The sequence below is a fragment of the Nocardia asteroides genome (assembly GCF_900637185.1).
GTDB lineage: Bacteria > Actinomycetota > Actinomycetes > Mycobacteriales > Mycobacteriaceae > Nocardia > Nocardia asteroides.
Genome location: NZ_LR134352.1, coordinates 1053573 through 1068909 on the forward strand (window position 1 = coordinate 1053573; position 15337 = coordinate 1068909).

A 15337-nucleotide genomic window follows, 5' to 3' on the forward strand; every position below is an offset into this window, starting at 1 on the left:
CATCGAGATGTCGGAGTCCGGCGGTAGCCTGTGGGCCGTGGCTCTGTACCGGAAATATCGACCGGCGACATTCGCTGAGGTAGTGGGTCAGGAGCATGTCACCGACCCGCTGAGTACCGCGCTGGACACCGGACGGATCAGCCATGCGTATCTGTTCTCCGGACCGCGCGGCTGCGGCAAGACCTCGTCCGCCCGCATTCTCGCGCGCTCGCTGAACTGCGTCGAAGGCCCGACCTCGCGGCCGTGTGGCGTCTGCGCCTCGTGCGTGGCGCTCGGGCCGGGCGGCGCCGGCAATCTCGACGTCATCGAGCTCGACGCGGCCAGTCACGGTGGTGTCGACGACACCCGCGAGCTGCGCGATCGCGCGTTCTACGCGCCCGCCGAATCGCGCTACCGGGTGTTCATCGTCGACGAGGCGCACATGGTCACCACTGCCGGCTTCAACGCGCTGCTCAAGATCGTCGAGGAGCCGCCTGCCCACCTGATCTTCATCTTCGCCACCACCGAGCCGGACAAGGTGCTGCCGACCATCCGCTCGCGCACGCACCACTATCCGTTCCGGCTGCTGCCGCCCGCCACCATGCGCGGCCTGCTCGGCAAGATCTGCGAGCAGGAGCACGTGCCGGTGGAGGAGGCGGTGTATCCGCTGGTCATCCGGGCCGGTGGCGGCTCCCCGCGCGACAGTCTGAGCGTGCTCGACCAGCTGCTGGCCGGCGCCGGGCCCGAGGGCGTCACCTATCCGCGCGCGGTCTCGCTGCTCGGCGTCACCGATGTGGCCCTGATCGACGACGCGATCGACGCGCTGGCCGCCGACGACGGCGCCGCGCTGTTCGGCACCGTCGACAGCGTGATGGAAGCGGGGCACGACCCCCGCCGTTTCGCCGTCGACCTGCTCGAGCGCCTGCGCGACCTGATCCTGCTGCGCGCCGTTCCCGACGCCGCCGAGCGCGGCCTGGTCTCCGGTCCGGGCGACGCCATCGAGCGCATGCGTGACCAGGCCGAACGCCTCGGCCCCGCCACCCTCACCCGCTACGCCGAACTCCTGCACGAAGGCCTCGGCGAAATGCGCGGCGCCACCGCCCCGCGCCTGCTCCTCGAAGTCGTCTGCGCGCGCATGCTCCTGCCCTCGGTTTCCGATGCCGAGTCCGCGACCCTGCAGCGCCTGGAACGCCTGGAGCGCGGCTTCGCCGGCGGCGCCGTCCCCCCGCCCCCCGCCCGCCCCGGCCCCGCCGCGGGCGAAGCTCGAGGTGAACGCCCATCCGCCCCGTCCCCCGCCCCGCGGGCGGCGAGAACCGCCGCCGCGGCGCCGAACTACTGGCCGCCGCCCGCGCCGAAAAGGAAGCGGCCGCAGGAGGTTCCACCGCGCCGGCGGCCCGGCCCGGCGGCCCAGGGCCCGCAATCCAGGAGCCTGCGCACCAGCCGTCGGCGGCTGCCGGCGCGAGCCAGGCGGTGGCCTCCGCCGGTGCGAACCCAACGGCTGGGGCCGCGCCGGCGGACCAGAACCAGTCACCCGTGGGTGCGGGCGAGGGTCGGCCACCTGCGGGTACGCCCGCTCAGGCGCCGACCGGCGCCGCGTCCGCCGTAACGACGCAGGGCGGCCTCCCGGTCGGCGGCGAGCGTGAACGCGCGCAGGTGCCGCCGGTCGATGGTGCTTCGGCGGGTCAGCCGTTCACCACGCAGCCTGCGGAGGAAGTCGGTGCTGGGCGTCGTCCAGCCGGCACACCGCTGTCCGGCGAGTCGAGCGCGCAATCGTCGACCGCCGCCCCGCTTTCGGAAAACGCTGGCGCCCAGCCTTCTTCGACGGTCAGCGGGTCGATGGCACAAACCAGCCCCGCCCCCTCGACCGGCCCGGATTCGTCCGCGGCGCGTGGGCTCGAGACGGGTCGCCCCAGCGCCGAGCAGCAAGTTCGCGAAGCGGAAGGCGTAGCGCACCAGGACGATTCGCCCTCGCGCACCGCCTATCCCAGCCAGGAGCTCGCGCCGGACCAGTCGATGCCCGCCACCACGCAGCCCGCATCGGGGCAATCGGGCACCGCGCACCAGGCGTCTTCGCCGCAGGGCGCGGACTCGATCACCACGCAGCCCGCATCGGGGCAATCGGGCGCCGCGCACCAGGCGTCTTCGCCGCAGGGCGCGGACTCGATCACCACGCAGCCCGCATCGGGGCAATCGGGCGCCGCGCAGCAGCCGTCTTCGCCGCAGGGCGCGGACTCGATCACCACGCAGCCCGCATCGGGGCAATCGGGCGCCGCGCAGCAGCCGTCTTCGCCGCAGGGCGCGGACTCGATGCAGTCGCCCTCGCCGCAGGGTATGGACCCGCGGCAGCCGTCCTCGGTGCAGAGCGCAGACTCGATGCCGTCGCCCTCGGCGCAGGGTGCGGACCCGCGGCAGTCGTCTTCGCCGCAGGCCGCAGACCCGCGGCAGCCCTTCTCGGCGCAGCAGGACGTTGCGCAGGAGCCGGCCGCATCGGCTGCCGCTCAGGCTTCGGCGCAGCAGGATGGCGCGCTGCATCGGGCCGACGCACCGCAGCAGTCGGCCGCGTCGCAGTCGCAGTCTTCGGCGCAGCACGCATCTGGGGTGCCGGAGGCGAGTGAGCTGGAGTCGCGGCGTGCGGCAGCAGCCCAGGACTCGGGGGCGCAGCAGCGGGAACCGCAGGATTCCGAGCCGCGGCGGGCGTTCGCTCCGGAGCAGGCGGCGGCCGCGCAGCCTGCGGCTGACGCGCCTGGGCAGCCGCAGTTCCGGCGGCCGAGTGCGGTGGCGCGGGAGGCGGTTCCCGTCGAGGAGCAGGCTGTCGTCGAACCGCAGGTGGCGGCGGCCGCGCAGGGTGGTGACGCGTCCGGTGAGGATCTCGTCGCGCTGGTCGATGGGGCGTGGGCGGAGATCAAGGGGAAGGTGCGGGAGTTCGGGCCCACCTTGCAGGCGTTGTTGTCGGGGGCGGCGGTGTCGCGGGCCGAGGGCAATGTCGTGGTGTTCGCGCACCAGAGCCCGCCGTTGGCGCAGCGGCTGTCCGATCCGCGCAATATCGAGGCGGTGCGGTCGGCGGTGCGCGCGGTGCTCGGGCGTGAGCTGGATGTGCGCTGGGAGACCGGTGCGCCCGCGCCGCGGCCGACGCAGGCGGCCAAGCCCGCGGGCGGTGCCGCCCGGGGTGGAGCGCCAGGGGAGGCCAAGCCGGCGGGCAGGCCGAAGTTCTCCCGGCCGAGTCAGGCCAACGGAAATCCGGGCCGTCCGGCGGGCCAGGCCAGGTCCGGCTCCGACGACGATATTCCGCCGCCCGATTTCCCCGACCTACCCGACGACCCCGGTCCCGACGAGGGCTACGGCCCGGATTCGGGCCGGTCGGGTGGCGATTCCGCGCGGGCGGAGGTGGTGCTCGGCCCGCCGACGCCGGAGGAAGAGCAAGAGATGCTGGCCGCCGCCGCGGTGCCGGTCGCTCCCGGCGATCGGCAGGACCCGGACGAGGTCGCTCTCGCGTTGCTGCGCGAGGAGCTCGGAGCGAAGAGTCTGGATGGTTGACAGCCACCCGTCAGACCACGTTAAGTTAACGGGAGTTCGCACACCACGGTAGTATGAACGGGTGGCCGGGAACACCGGATGGGCATGGTTCTATGCTCCGCTGGTGCTTGCCGGGATTTGTACGGCGTCGAGACGATCGGTCGTGGCGTTCGTGCGGCCACCGCACCCCAAGGAAGGAAACACTCCGATATGACCACAGAGGCCTACATCTACGAGGCCATCCGCACTCCGCGCGGCCGCGGCAAGAAGAACGGCTCGCTGCACTCGGTCAAGCCGATCGATCTGACTGTTGGTCTGATCCAGGAGCTGCGTGGCCGCTTCCCCAACCTCGACGAGGACCAGATCTCGGACCTGATCCTGGGTGTCGTCACCCCGGTCGGTGACCAGGGCATGGACATCGCCCGCGTCGCCGTCACCACCGCGGGTCTGCCCGACACCGTCGGCGGCTTCCAGCTCAACCGCTTCTGTGCCTCCGGCCTCGAGGCCGTGAACCTGGCTGCGCAGAAGGTGCGCTCCGGCTTCGACGACCTCGTCATCGCCGGTGGTGTCGAGTCCATGTCGCGCGTGCCGATGGGCTCCGACGGCGGCGCCTGGGCGCTGGACCCGGCCACCAACTACGACGGCTACTTCGTGCCGCAGGGCATCTCGGCCGACCTGATCGCCACCATCGAGGGCTTCTCCCGCGATGACGTCGACGCCTACGCGGTGCGTTCGCAGGAGCTGGCCGCCAAGGCCACCACCGGCGGCTACTTCGCCAAGTCGATCGTCCCGGTCAAGGACATCAACGGCCTGGTCGTGCTGGACAACGACGAGCACATGCGTCCCGGCACCACCGCCGCCGACCTGAGCAAGCTGAACCCCTCCTTCGCCGGCATCGGTGAGCTGGGTGGCTTCGACGCGGTCGCGCTGCAGAAGTACACCTACATCGAGAAGATCAACCACGTCCACCACGGTGGCAACAGCTCGGGCATCGTCGACGGCGCCGCCCTGGTGCTGATCGGCTCCGAGGAGGCGGGCAAGAACTCGGGTCTGACCCCGAAGGCCCGCATCGTCTCGACCGCCACCTCCGGCGCCGACTCGACCATCATGCTGACCGGCCCCACCCCGGCCGCGAAGAAGGCACTGGACCGCGCCGGTCTGACGATCGAGGACATGGACCTCGTCGAGATCAACGAGGCGTTCGCCTCCGTGGTGCTGAAGTTCCAGAAGGACCTCAACGTCCCGGACGAGAAGCTGAACGTCAACGGCGGCGCGATCGCGATGGGCCACCCGCTGGGTGCCACCGGCGCGATGATCACCGGCACCGTGGTCGACGAGCTGGAGCGCCGCAACGCGCGCTACGGCCTGGTCACCCTGTGCATCGGCGGCGGCATGGGTGTCGCCACCATCATCGAGCGCGTCTGATCCCCGGCCGAAACTTCTCATAGGAGAGAACGAAAAACTATGACTGACAACATCATCGGCTGGGAGAAGGACGCCGACGGCGTGGTCGTCCTCACGATCGACGACCCCAGCCAGGGCGCCAACACCATGAACGACGCGTACATCTCCTCGATGGCCGCGACCGTGGACCGCCTGGAGGCGGAGAAGGACGACATCGCCGGTGTCGTCATCACCTCCGGCAAGAAGACCTTCTTCGCCGGCGGCGACCTGAAGAACATGCTCAAGGTCGGCCCGAACGACGCGGCCGAGGTCGTCAAGATGCTCGAGGGCGTCAAGGCCCCGCTGCGTCGCCTCGAGCAGCTCGGCAAGCCGGTCGTGGCCGCCATCAACGGCGCCGCCCTCGGCGGTGGCCTGGAGATCGCGCTGGCGACCCACTACCGCGTCGCGGCCGACGTCAAGGGTTCGGCCATCGGCCTGCCCGAGGTCTCCCTGGGCCTGCTGCCCGGTGGCGGCGGCGTGACCCGCACCGTGCGCATGCTCGGTCTGCAGGGCGCGCTGATGCAGGTGCTGCTGCAGGGTCAGCGTCACCGCGTCACCAAGGCCAAGGAAATCGGCCTGATCGACGAGGTCGTGTCCTCGGTCGAGGAGCTGCTGCCCGCCGCCAAGGCGTGGATCGCGGCCAACCCCGAGGCGGCCCAGCCGTGGGACAAGAAGGGCTTCAAGATCCCCGGCGGCACCCCGTCCACCCCGGCCTTTGCGGCGAACCTGCCCGCGTTCCCGGCCAACCTGCGCAAGCAGATCAAGGGCACCAACATGCCCGCTCCGCGCGCCATCATGGCCGCGGCGGTTGAGGGCGCGCAGGTCGACATCGACAACGCGCTGACCATCGAGGGCCGTTACTTCACGAGCCTGCTGACCGGTCCGGTCGCGAAGAACATGATCCAGGCGTTCTTCTTCGACCTGAACCACATCAACGGTGGCGGTTCGCGTCCGAAGGACGTGCCCAAGCGTGAGATCAAGAAGATCGGCGTCGTCGGCGCGGGCATGATGGGCGCGGGCATCGCCTACGTCTCGGCCAAGGCCGGTTACGAGGTCGTCCTCAAGGACGTCGAGCTCGCCAACGCCCAGAAGGGCAAGGCGTACTCGGAGGCCATCGAGGCCAAGGCCCTCTCCCGTGGCAAGACCACCCAGGAGAAGTCCGACGCGCTGCTGGCTCGCATCACCCCGACCGCGGACGCCGCCGACTTCAAGGGCGTCGACTTCGTGATCGAGGCCGTGTTCGAGAACCCCGAGCTCAAGAACAAGGTCTTCCAGGAGATCGAGGACATCGTCGACGCCGACGCGCTGCTCGGCTCGAACACCTCGACCCTGCCGATCACCCTGCTGGCCGACGGTGTGAAGCGCTCCGAGGACTTCATCGGTATCCACTTCTTCTCCCCCGTGGACAAGATGCCGCTGGTGGAGATCATCAAGGGCGAGAAGACCTCCGACGAGGCGCTGGCCCGGGTGTACGACTACACCCTCGCCATCAAGAAGACCCCGATCGTCGTCAACGACAGCCGTGGCTTCTTCACCTCGCGCGTGATCGGTACCTTCATCAACGAGGCCATCTCGATGGTCGCCGAGGGTGTCGACCCCTCGACCGTTGAGCAGGCCGGTCTGCAGGCGGGCTACCCGGCCGCGCCGCTGAAGCTCAGCGACGAGCTGAACTTCACCACCATGCAGAAGATCTACAAGGAGACCGCCGAGGCCATCATCGCGGCCGGTGGCGAGCTCAACGCCGCCTCCGCGAAGACCGCCGAGGTCCTCGACACCCTGGTCGGCAAGTACGACCGCAAGGGTAAGGCGGGCGGCGCCGGCTTCTACGACTACGTCGACGGCAAGGCCACCGGCCTGTGGGACGAGCTGCGCTCGCTCTACAACTCCAGCCGTGAGCTCCCGGAGGGTGTCACCTTCCAGGACCTCAAGGACCGGATGATGTTCGCCGAGGCCATCGAGACCCAGAAGTGCTTCGACGAAGGCGTGCTCACCAGCACCGCCGACGCGAACATCGGCTCGATCTTCGGCATCGGCTTCCCGGCCTGGACCGGTGGCGTGCACCAGTTCATCGTCGGTTACCCGGGCGGCCAGGAGGCCTTCGTGGCCCGTGCCGACGAGCTGGCCAAGAAGTTCGGCCCGCGCTTCGAGGTTCCGGCCTCCCTGCGCAAGTAAGCGGTACCCGGCTCCGGCCGGTTCGGAAGCCCGTCACCGTCTCGGTGGCGGGCTTCCGCCGTTGCCGGCTGGTCAGCGGAAGGCGATGGCGCCGAGGATGTCGGCGTGGCGATAGCCGAGATACTTGTTCACCAGCGCTGTATCGACCGCCGCGGTCGCCGTCACCATGGTGATCACGACGAACTGGTCCTGCGCACCAGCTTTCCACTTGCCCGTCGCGTAGTTCTCGATCCGTGAGCCAGGGCGCGCCTTCAGATCCGTGTCGTCGATCTCGGCCGCGGCGGTCGTGGCGGTAGCGGCGTCGGGCATCGCCAGGATGAACTGGAGGAATCGCACACCGCCCGCTTCGGCGGACAGTTCCAGCTCGGCGGCGTACCGGCAGCCGAGTCCGGCGAGTTTTCCGCTCTGGTCGATGGGGTCGCACCACACACCACCACGAGCCAGCCCGCCGATCGTGTGGGTGGCGGCGGACCGAGCGGTGCGATCTCCTGCGGATACGAGCTGACCTCCGCCGCATCCGTCGGCTGCCCCCACGGCAACGGATCCCTCATCGGAGACGTCATCGATGCTTCCCCCGTCGTCGGCCCTTCCGAGCCGTGAGCTCCCCCGAGCACACCCCGCCGACTCTACCCACTGCGGCTTCGGCCCCGAATCACCCATAGGTCACCACGAGTGGCGCGTGGTCGGAGAGGCGCTCCTCGGGTGATGGTTCCTTGTCCACGACGACGGCCGTGGCCAGGCGGGCGAGCTTCGGTGTCGCGAGCTGGTGATCCACTCGCCAGCCCACATCCTTGACGAACGACCGGCCCGCCCAGCTCCACCAGGTGAGCGGCCCCGGCCGATCGCCGTGCACCCGCCGCACCACGTCGACGAGCCTGCGGGTGCCCAGCACCGTACTGAACCACTCGCGGTCGGCGGGCAGGAAGCCGTCCATCGTCCGGGCGGCCCGCCAATTGGTCACGTCGTGCTGCGTGTGGGCGATGTTCAGGTCGCCGACGAGGAGGAACTCGCGTCCCGCGTCGAGCGCAGCGAGCCGGTTCCGCCGCAGTTCCCGGGCGAACGCCGCGAGAAACCGGTGCTTGCGCTCGTATTTGAGACCGCCGTCGGGCTGTTCGCGCATCGATCCCGGACGCTGCAGATGCGCGGGTAGTCCGCCCTTCGGGAGATAGAGGCAGGCCACCGTCACCGCGCGGTCGGCCAGATCGACCTCGAGGTAGCGGCCTTGCGTGGCGAACTCGCCGAGTCCGCGGGCCCTGGGCGGATGGGTCACCCACGTCCGTACCGCGGCGGCGGGAACTCTCGTCAGCACGGCCACCCCGTTCCGGCCTGCCACGGAACCGACGTCGACAGCCGCCGAGTAGCCCGGGAACGATCCCACTTCCGAGGCGGGACAACGCAGTTCCTGCAGCGCGACGACATCGGCCGACCGAGCGCGCAGCCAGGTGTCGAACCCACGCCGCCGGGCCGCGCGAATCCCGTTGACATTGAACGTGGCGACAGTGAACGGATCGACGACCGGCGAACTCATGCGCAACACTGTGCCCGAACCGCTCACCTCCCGGCGGGCCGGGGACCGCCCGTGCGCCGCCGAACTGCGGTGTCGGCCAACCGTGGCCGCCACAGCGCCGAATCTCCACCCGATGGATGCGATATCGCGCTAGCTTGGATATGTGCGGATTTTCGGGTACTCGCCCGATAGGTCGCACGCCGACCGATACGCCGGTGACGCCGATTCGATGTGTGAGGTGGTCACATGGATCCGCAGCAGACGGGCATTGCGAATACGCAACGCCAGCAGGCTCCCGGCGAGGTCGACGAGACGGTGGTCGCCGAGCTCGAGGCGATGGGGCTGACCGGCGCCAAGGAGATCGGGCGCGGCGGATTCGGCGTGGTCTATCGGTGTCTGCAACCCGCGCTGGACCGGGTGGTCGCGGTGAAGGTGCTGTCCTCGGAGATCGACCAGGAGAGCCGGGAGCGTTTCCTGCGCGAGGAACAGGCCATGGGCAGGCTGTCCGGGCACCCGAATATCGTCGACATCCTGCAGGTCGACGTCACCGCGACGGGCCTGCCGCTGATCGTGATGCCCTACTGTTCGCGTGGTTCGCTGGAGCGGCTGATCCACGATCGCGGGCCGCTGACCTGGGCCGACACCCTGCGCGCCGGGGTGAAGCTGGCGGCGGCGATCGAGTCGGCGCACCGGGCCGGCATCCTGCACCGCGATGTGAAACCGGCGAACGTGCTGATCAGCGGCTACGGCGAACCGCAGCTCACCGACTTCGGCATCGCCCGGATTCCCGGCGGCTTCCAGACGTCGAGCAGCCTGATCACCGGCTCGCCCGCGTTCACCGCGCCCGAGGTGCTCAAAGGGCATGAACCGACCGTGCGGTCCGATATCTACGGGCTGGGCGCGACGCTGTTCGCCCTGCTGACCGGGCACGCCGCATTCGAACGGCAGGCGGGGGAGAAGGTGGTCGCCCAGTTCCTGCGGATCACCACCCAGCCGGTGCCCGACCTGCGGGCCCAGGACATCCCCGACGACGTCGCCGCGGTGATCGAACAGGCCATGTCGCCGGATCCGGAGGACCGTCCGGCCTCGGCGTACGAGTTCGGCGAGATGCTGCGGGAGGTGCAGCGCGCGCACGGGCAGATGCCCGACGAGATGGCCCTGCTCGACACCGCCGAGGCCGAGGTCGACGCGGGGACGCCCGAGGCGCTCAAGGCCGTCACCGCGCGTCGCAGCTGGCCGCTCACCCTGCAACCGGCCGGCGCCTCGGTGCCGGTGCGGACCGGCGGTACCGGCGGCACCCTGCCGCCGACGGCGGCCACCAAGTTCCGACCGCCGACGCCGGCGCGCGCGCCGTTCCCGCGTCAGCGCCTGCTCGATGTGCTGCGGGCGGGCGGCAACCGCAGGCTGGCCCTGGTGCACGCGCCCGCGGGGTTCGGCAAGAGCACGGTCGCCGCGCAGTGGCGGGCCGATCTGGTCTCCCGCGATATCCCGGTCGCCTGGCTGGGGATCGATCAGGACGACGACAGCGAGGTCTGGTTCCTGGCCCACCTGCTCGAAGCCATCCGGCGGGTGCGGCCCGACGTGGGCGCCGGCCTGGAACAGGTGCTGGAGGAACGGCCTGGCGACGGGTCGGCCTTCGTGATCGCCACCCTCATCGACGAAATCCACGCGAGCGGCCACAGCGTGGTGGTCGTCGTCGACGACTGGCACCGGGTGAGCGATCCGGGCGTGCACCGCGCGATGGCCACGCTGCTCGACAACGGCTGTCACCATGTGCGCTTCGTGGTGACCAGCCGGGACCAGGCGGGCCTGCCGATCAGCCGCCTGCGGGTACGCGACGAGCTGGTCGAGCTCGGTGCGGCCGAACTGCGGCTCACCGAGGCCGAGACCCGCCAGATCCTGGTGGAACGCAACGGGTTCGCGCTCACCGACGAGCAGGTCGAGCAGATCCACACCGCCACCGAGGGCTGGCCCGCCGCGATCCAGCTGGTGAGCCTGACCCTGCGCGGCAAGACCGACCCGATCCAGCTGCTGAGTTCGCTCGCCGAGGGCGGGCACGGCATGCGCGAGTACCTGGCCGAGAACGTCCTCGACAGCATCGCGCCCGAGCTGCTGGAATTCCTGATGGCCATCTCGGTGGTGGAGCGGGTCAACGGCTCGCTGGCGACACTGCTGGCCGACGTCCCCGACGGCGCGGCGCTGCTGGAACAGGCCGAGCAGCGCGAACTGTTCCTGCACCGGATCGAGCACGACCCCGAGTGGTACCGGATGCAGCCTCTGTTCGCCGAGCATCTGCGGGCAAGGCTCGAGCGGGTGCATCCCGGACGTTCGAAGGTGCTGCACCGCAAGGCCGCTCGCTGGTACGCCGAGCATCAGCTGCTGCGCAAGTCGGTCGACCACGCGCTGGCCGCGACCGATCTCAAGCTCGCCGCCGACCTGCTGGAGAGCGGCGGCATGGACCTGATCGACCGCTCCCGGCTGGCGACGCTGCTCGGCAGCGTCTCGAAACTGCCGGTGCAGCAGGTGACCTCGCGCTCCAAGCTGCTGATGGCGGTGGCCAGGGCCAATATGAACCTGCAGCAGACCGGCACCGCCCGCTCGGCGCTCGGCCGGTTGTCCAACCTGCTCGCGCGCAGTGGCGGTGAGGCCGAACTGGCCGAACAGCGGTGCGCGGCCACGGTTCTCGATGCCGCCGACCGGGTGGCGCACGACGACACCGCCGAGGTGGCGAGCAGGCTGGAGGCGTGTCTCGAGCAGCCGGACGACCTGCCCACCTGGGTCGTCTCGACCGCCGCCAACCTGATGTCGTTCGTGCGGCTGTGCGAGTTCGACTTCGACGGCGTGATCCAGATGCAGGACTGGGCCGCCGACTATCACGTGCGCTCCAAGGACCCGCTCGGCCCGGTCTTCGGGCTGTGCGCGCGCGGCGACGCGGCCTACGAGCAGCTCGACATCGCCACCGCCACCGAGTGTTTCGAACTGGCCTACGAGACCGCGCGCGACCGGGCCGGCCCCCGCTCCGATGCCGCCAGGGTGGCCGCCGCGCTGCTGGGCGAGGTGGCCTACCGCCGGGGCGATCTCGACCAGGCCGACCGGCTGCTCGACGAGAGCCACGAGCTGGTCACCCGGGTGGGACCGGTCGACTTCCTGGTGGCCACCTTCGTGATCGGGGCCAGGGTCAAGGCCGCGCTCAGCGACAACTACACGGCGGCGGCCCGGCTCGACGAGGGCGCGCGGGTGGCGGCGGAGAACGGCCTGGCCCGGCTCGACGCGCACGTGCGAGCCGAACGGTCCCGGCTGGGTCTGCCCGCGGGCGACGCCGAGCGTTTCGCCGCCGACGTCTCGGGCAACGGCAGCCGCCGCAAGTCCGGTGCGGCCGTGCTCATCGCGGAGGCGCGCGAATACGCCGAGATCAGGGCCCTGCTGACCGAGCAGCGGCTGCGCGCCGACGACCGAGCGGCGCGCCACGCCAGAGTGCTCTACGCGCGCCTGCTCGACCAGGAACGACCCCGCGCGGAACTGGACGCCACGCTGCTGCTGGCCGAATGCCTGGCCGCGGCGGGCTGGGTCGGCGAGGCGACCGGCCTGGTGCTGCCGGTGCTGCGGACCTGCGCCGACCTGGGCTGGACCAGGCCGCTGCTGGACGCGGGGCCCGGCGTGGTCGGGCTGCTGCACGTGCTGCGCACCCAGTCGCACGACGGCAAGCCGCATCCACTGCTGAACGAGGTGCCGGGACACTTCCTCGACGAACTGCTGGGCTGAGCGCCCGGGTGCGCCGGAGCGCGCCCGGGACTCACCGCGAACCTACGGCTGCCACCACGGGCGCAGCGGCACCGTCCAGGCGTTGTCCGAACCCAGCTTCACGCCGAGCACGTGATGCAGCTGCACCACATTGCGCTGGAACCCCAGCCTGCACCCGGCCATGTACAGGCCCCACACCTTGGCGGTGCCCTCGCCGACCTCGGCGACGCAGGCGTCCCAGTTCTCGACCAGGTTCTTGCACCATTCGTGCAGGGTCAGCGCGTAGTGCTCGCGCAGGTTCTCCTCGTGCAGCACCTCGAGCCCGATGTTCTGGATCTCGGAGATGATGCGGCCCGAGCCGATCAGCTCGCCGTCGGGGAACACGTAGCGGTCGATGAAGTCGCCGGCCTTGGTGGTGCGGGTGTTGTCCGGCCGGGTGATGCAGTGGTTGAGGAACAGGCCGCCGTCGCGCAGCTTGTCCTTGATGTAGCCGAAGTAGAACGGGTAGTTGTGGACGCCGATGTGTTCGGTGAGCCCGATCGAGGACACCGCGTCGAACTCGCCCTCGGGGATGTCGCGATAGTCGCTGTGGCGCACCTCGGCCAGCTCGCTCAGGCCCTCCTCGGCGATCTTCTGCTGCGCCCAGGCGGCCTGCTCGGCCGACAGCGTCGCGCCGATGACCTTGACCCCGCGCCGCGCCGCGTAACGGACCATGCCGCCCCAGCCGCAGCCGATGTCGAGCAGCCGGTCGCCCTCCTTCAGCCGCAGCTTCTCGAAGATCAGCCGGTACTTGTTCTCCTGGGCCTGCTCCAGCGTCCAGTCCGGGTCGCCGTAGACCGCACAGGTGTAGGTCATCGACGGGCCGAGGACGTACTCGTAGAAGGTGTTGGAGACGTCGTAGTGGTGGTGGATCGCCTCGGCGTCGCGGGTCTTGGAGTGGCGTAGGCCCTCCAGCGCGATCCGGCGCCAGCGCGGCAGGGTCTCCTGCGGCGGCGGCGCGATCGGCTTGAGCCGCTCCCAGCCCAGCGAGCGCGCGATGGTGACCAGCGACAACGCCGAGGGCCGGTGGAACTTCATGGCCTGCATGGCCTTCAAGATGTCGTACGGGTCGCCCGGGTGCACGCCCTCGGCGACCATATCGCCGGCGATGTAGGCCCGCGCCATCCCCAGGTCGCCGGGAGCCGAGGCCAGGTAGTTGATGCCGCGTGGGTTCTTGATGTCGAGGCGGAAGGGCGAGTTCTCCGGCCCGGTACCGCTGCCGTCGTAGGCGGTCAGGCGGATGGGGATGTCACCGTCGATGAGGGTTTCGAACACTTCGGCAATGCTGAGCCGGTTCCCCAGCTCGGCGAATACCTCGGATCGGTCCTTGAATGTCGTCACTTGCGTTGCACCGCCTTCGAATACAGAGTCAGCAGTCGTTGGTCCGGGTCGTAACGGTTCTTCAGTTCGGTGTAGGTGGCGCCGCCGTAGAGCTCGGCGAACTCGTCCTCGGCGTAGTAGGCGTCCGAGTACAGCGACTTGTGCCCGTCGAGTTCGGACACGACCTGTTCGATCGCGCGGTTGGCCGCTCCTTCCGGCGCTCCGGCCACGGTCGGGACGGCGGACCAGAATCCGACGTTGACGTAGGTACGTCCCGGCTCGAGCGGGTACAGCGGCCACGGGCGATCGCCGGTGGGCGCGCCCGCGGTCTCACGCAACCGCAACGGGCACAACCAGATCGGTTCGATCGGTATTTCCTTCAGGAACCATTCGACGAAGTCGGCGGTGCGGCCCACCGGTACCTCGATGTCCTGGACGACCCGCTCCTGCGGCGGATTGCCCTTGCGGGCCTCCATCCGGTCGCCGAAGTGGTACTTGCGGTCGAGGGCGACCAGCTTCCAGTAGAAGCTGCTGCGCCGCAGCGACTTCGGCCAGAACCGGCGGATCTTGGGGTTCTGCGTGCCGAAGGCGCGGGAGCACCAGAACCAGTCGGTGTCCCAGCGCCACAGGTAGTCGTGGATGGTCAGCCGGTCGCGCTCGACGCCGTCGGCGTGCTGCAACGAGCGGTAGTAGATGTCCATCCCGGTGTAGTCGCTCACCGGGCCCGGTTCGTCGGTCTGCCTGCCCAGGGTCAGGTAGCTCTCGGTCGCGGTGAAGACCACGCCGTCGAGATAGTCGACCTGTTCGCCCTGGTAGCTGCGCTCGGTGACGATGCGTTCCAGTTCGGCTTCCAGCGCGCGCAGATCGTGGAAGCGCACGTGGCGCAGGGCGACGAAGGGCTTGACCGGCTCCAGCTCGATCTTCAGCCGGACGGTGTAGCCCAGGGTGCCGTAGGAGTTGGGGAAGCCCCGGAACAGATCAGCGCCCTCGCCGGTGGGCTTGATCGTGATGATCTCGCCGGAGCCGGTCAGCACGTCCATTTCCAGCACGGATTCGTGCGGCAGGCCGCTGCGGAACGAGCTCGACTCGATGCCGAGGCCGGTGACCGCGCCGCCGAGGGTGATGGTCTTGAGCTGCGGAACCACCAGCGGGGCCAGCCCGTAGGGCAGGGTCGCCGCCACCAGTTCCTCGTAGGTGGTCATCCCGGCGACGTCGGCGGTCCTGGCCACCGGGTCCACCGCGATCACCCGCCCCAGGCCGGAGACGTCCAGGCCGGGGGCGTTGCTGGCCGCCCTGGCCCGGAACAGGTTGGAGGTCTTCTTGGCCAAGCGCACGACAGCACCGGGCGGGATGGCGCGATAGCTTGCCAGCAGTCGCTCCACACCCTCCCGGTGCGCGGCGTATCCAGACTCGCGTGCGGCCGGTTCGTGGCCGGCCCTACCCAAAAGACTCACTGCCACCCGTTCGACGCTAGTACGACGGTGCCCGCCGAGCCACCGGATAGTCCTACGCCACGACGAAATGTCACGCACATGTTTCCCTTTTCGCCCAACCTGGTCGGGCGATCCGGAAAGCGGCAGGGCAGGATGTAACCCGGTCGAGATATCGCACCCCGACAAGGAG

At 69.9% G+C, this 15337-nt stretch carries 8 protein-coding genes and 1 pseudogene; 5 read left to right on the plus strand and 4 right to left on the minus strand.

Annotated features, from left to right (window positions below; translation table 11 throughout):
• Positions 1-37: 37 nt before the first annotated feature.
• The 4 genes and pseudogenes from EL493_RS05065 to EL493_RS05080 all read left to right on the plus strand — a co-directional run.
• Positions 38-1465, plus strand: a pseudogene (locus EL493_RS05065) (DNA polymerase III subunit gamma and tau); the annotation flags it as partial.
• Positions 1466-1815: 350 nt separating this feature from the next.
• A complete protein-coding gene (locus EL493_RS05070) occupies positions 1816-3513 on the plus strand; it encodes a hypothetical protein (RefSeq protein ID WP_040872699.1) in 1698 nt (565 codons plus the stop codon).
• A 189-nt stretch (positions 3514-3702) separates the two neighbouring features.
• Positions 3703-4917, plus strand: a complete 1215-nt coding sequence (locus tag EL493_RS05075) for an acetyl-CoA C-acetyltransferase (protein ID WP_019044514.1) — start codon at positions 3703-3705, stop codon at positions 4915-4917.
• A gap of 39 nt (positions 4918-4956) precedes the next feature.
• Positions 4957-7107 (plus strand): 3-hydroxyacyl-CoA dehydrogenase NAD-binding domain-containing protein, encoded by a 2151-nt coding sequence (locus EL493_RS05080; RefSeq protein ID WP_019044515.1) that lies wholly within the window; start codon positions 4957-4959, stop codon positions 7105-7107.
• 72 nt (positions 7108-7179) lie between these two features.
• Here the strand turns inward: EL493_RS05080 and EL493_RS05085 are convergent, their stop codons facing one another.
• Both EL493_RS05085 and EL493_RS05090 read right to left on the minus strand, forming a co-directional pair.
• Positions 7180-7641, minus strand: coding sequence for a hypothetical protein (locus tag EL493_RS05085; RefSeq protein ID WP_126405568.1), 462 nt, complete (start codon positions 7639-7641; stop codon positions 7180-7182).
• 118 nt (positions 7642-7759) lie between these two features.
• Positions 7760-8635, minus strand: coding sequence for an exodeoxyribonuclease III (locus EL493_RS05090; protein WP_019044517.1), 876 nt, complete (start codon positions 8633-8635; stop codon positions 7760-7762).
• Positions 8636-8860: 225 nt separating this feature from the next.
• Between EL493_RS05090 and EL493_RS05095 the strand changes: the two genes are divergently transcribed.
• The gene (locus EL493_RS05095) at positions 8861-12376 is read left to right on the plus strand and encodes a serine/threonine-protein kinase (protein WP_019044518.1); all 3516 of its coding nucleotides are present in this window, start codon (positions 8861-8863) and stop codon (positions 12374-12376) included.
• A 42-nt stretch (positions 12377-12418) separates the two neighbouring features.
• Here EL493_RS05095 and EL493_RS05100 read toward each other — a convergent pair whose 3' ends face one another.
• Together EL493_RS05100 and EL493_RS05105 are read right to left on the minus strand one after the other, a co-directional pair.
• Entirely contained in the window at positions 12419-13735 is a 1317-nt protein-coding gene (locus EL493_RS05100; protein ID WP_019044519.1) for a class I SAM-dependent methyltransferase, read from the minus strand.
• Positions 13732-15168, minus strand: a complete 1437-nt coding sequence (locus EL493_RS05105; RefSeq protein WP_022566488.1) for an FAD-binding oxidoreductase — start codon at positions 15166-15168, stop codon at positions 13732-13734. Before EL493_RS05105 ends, EL493_RS05100 begins: the two co-directional genes overlap by 4 nt.
• Between the last annotated feature and the right edge of the window lie 169 nt (positions 15169-15337).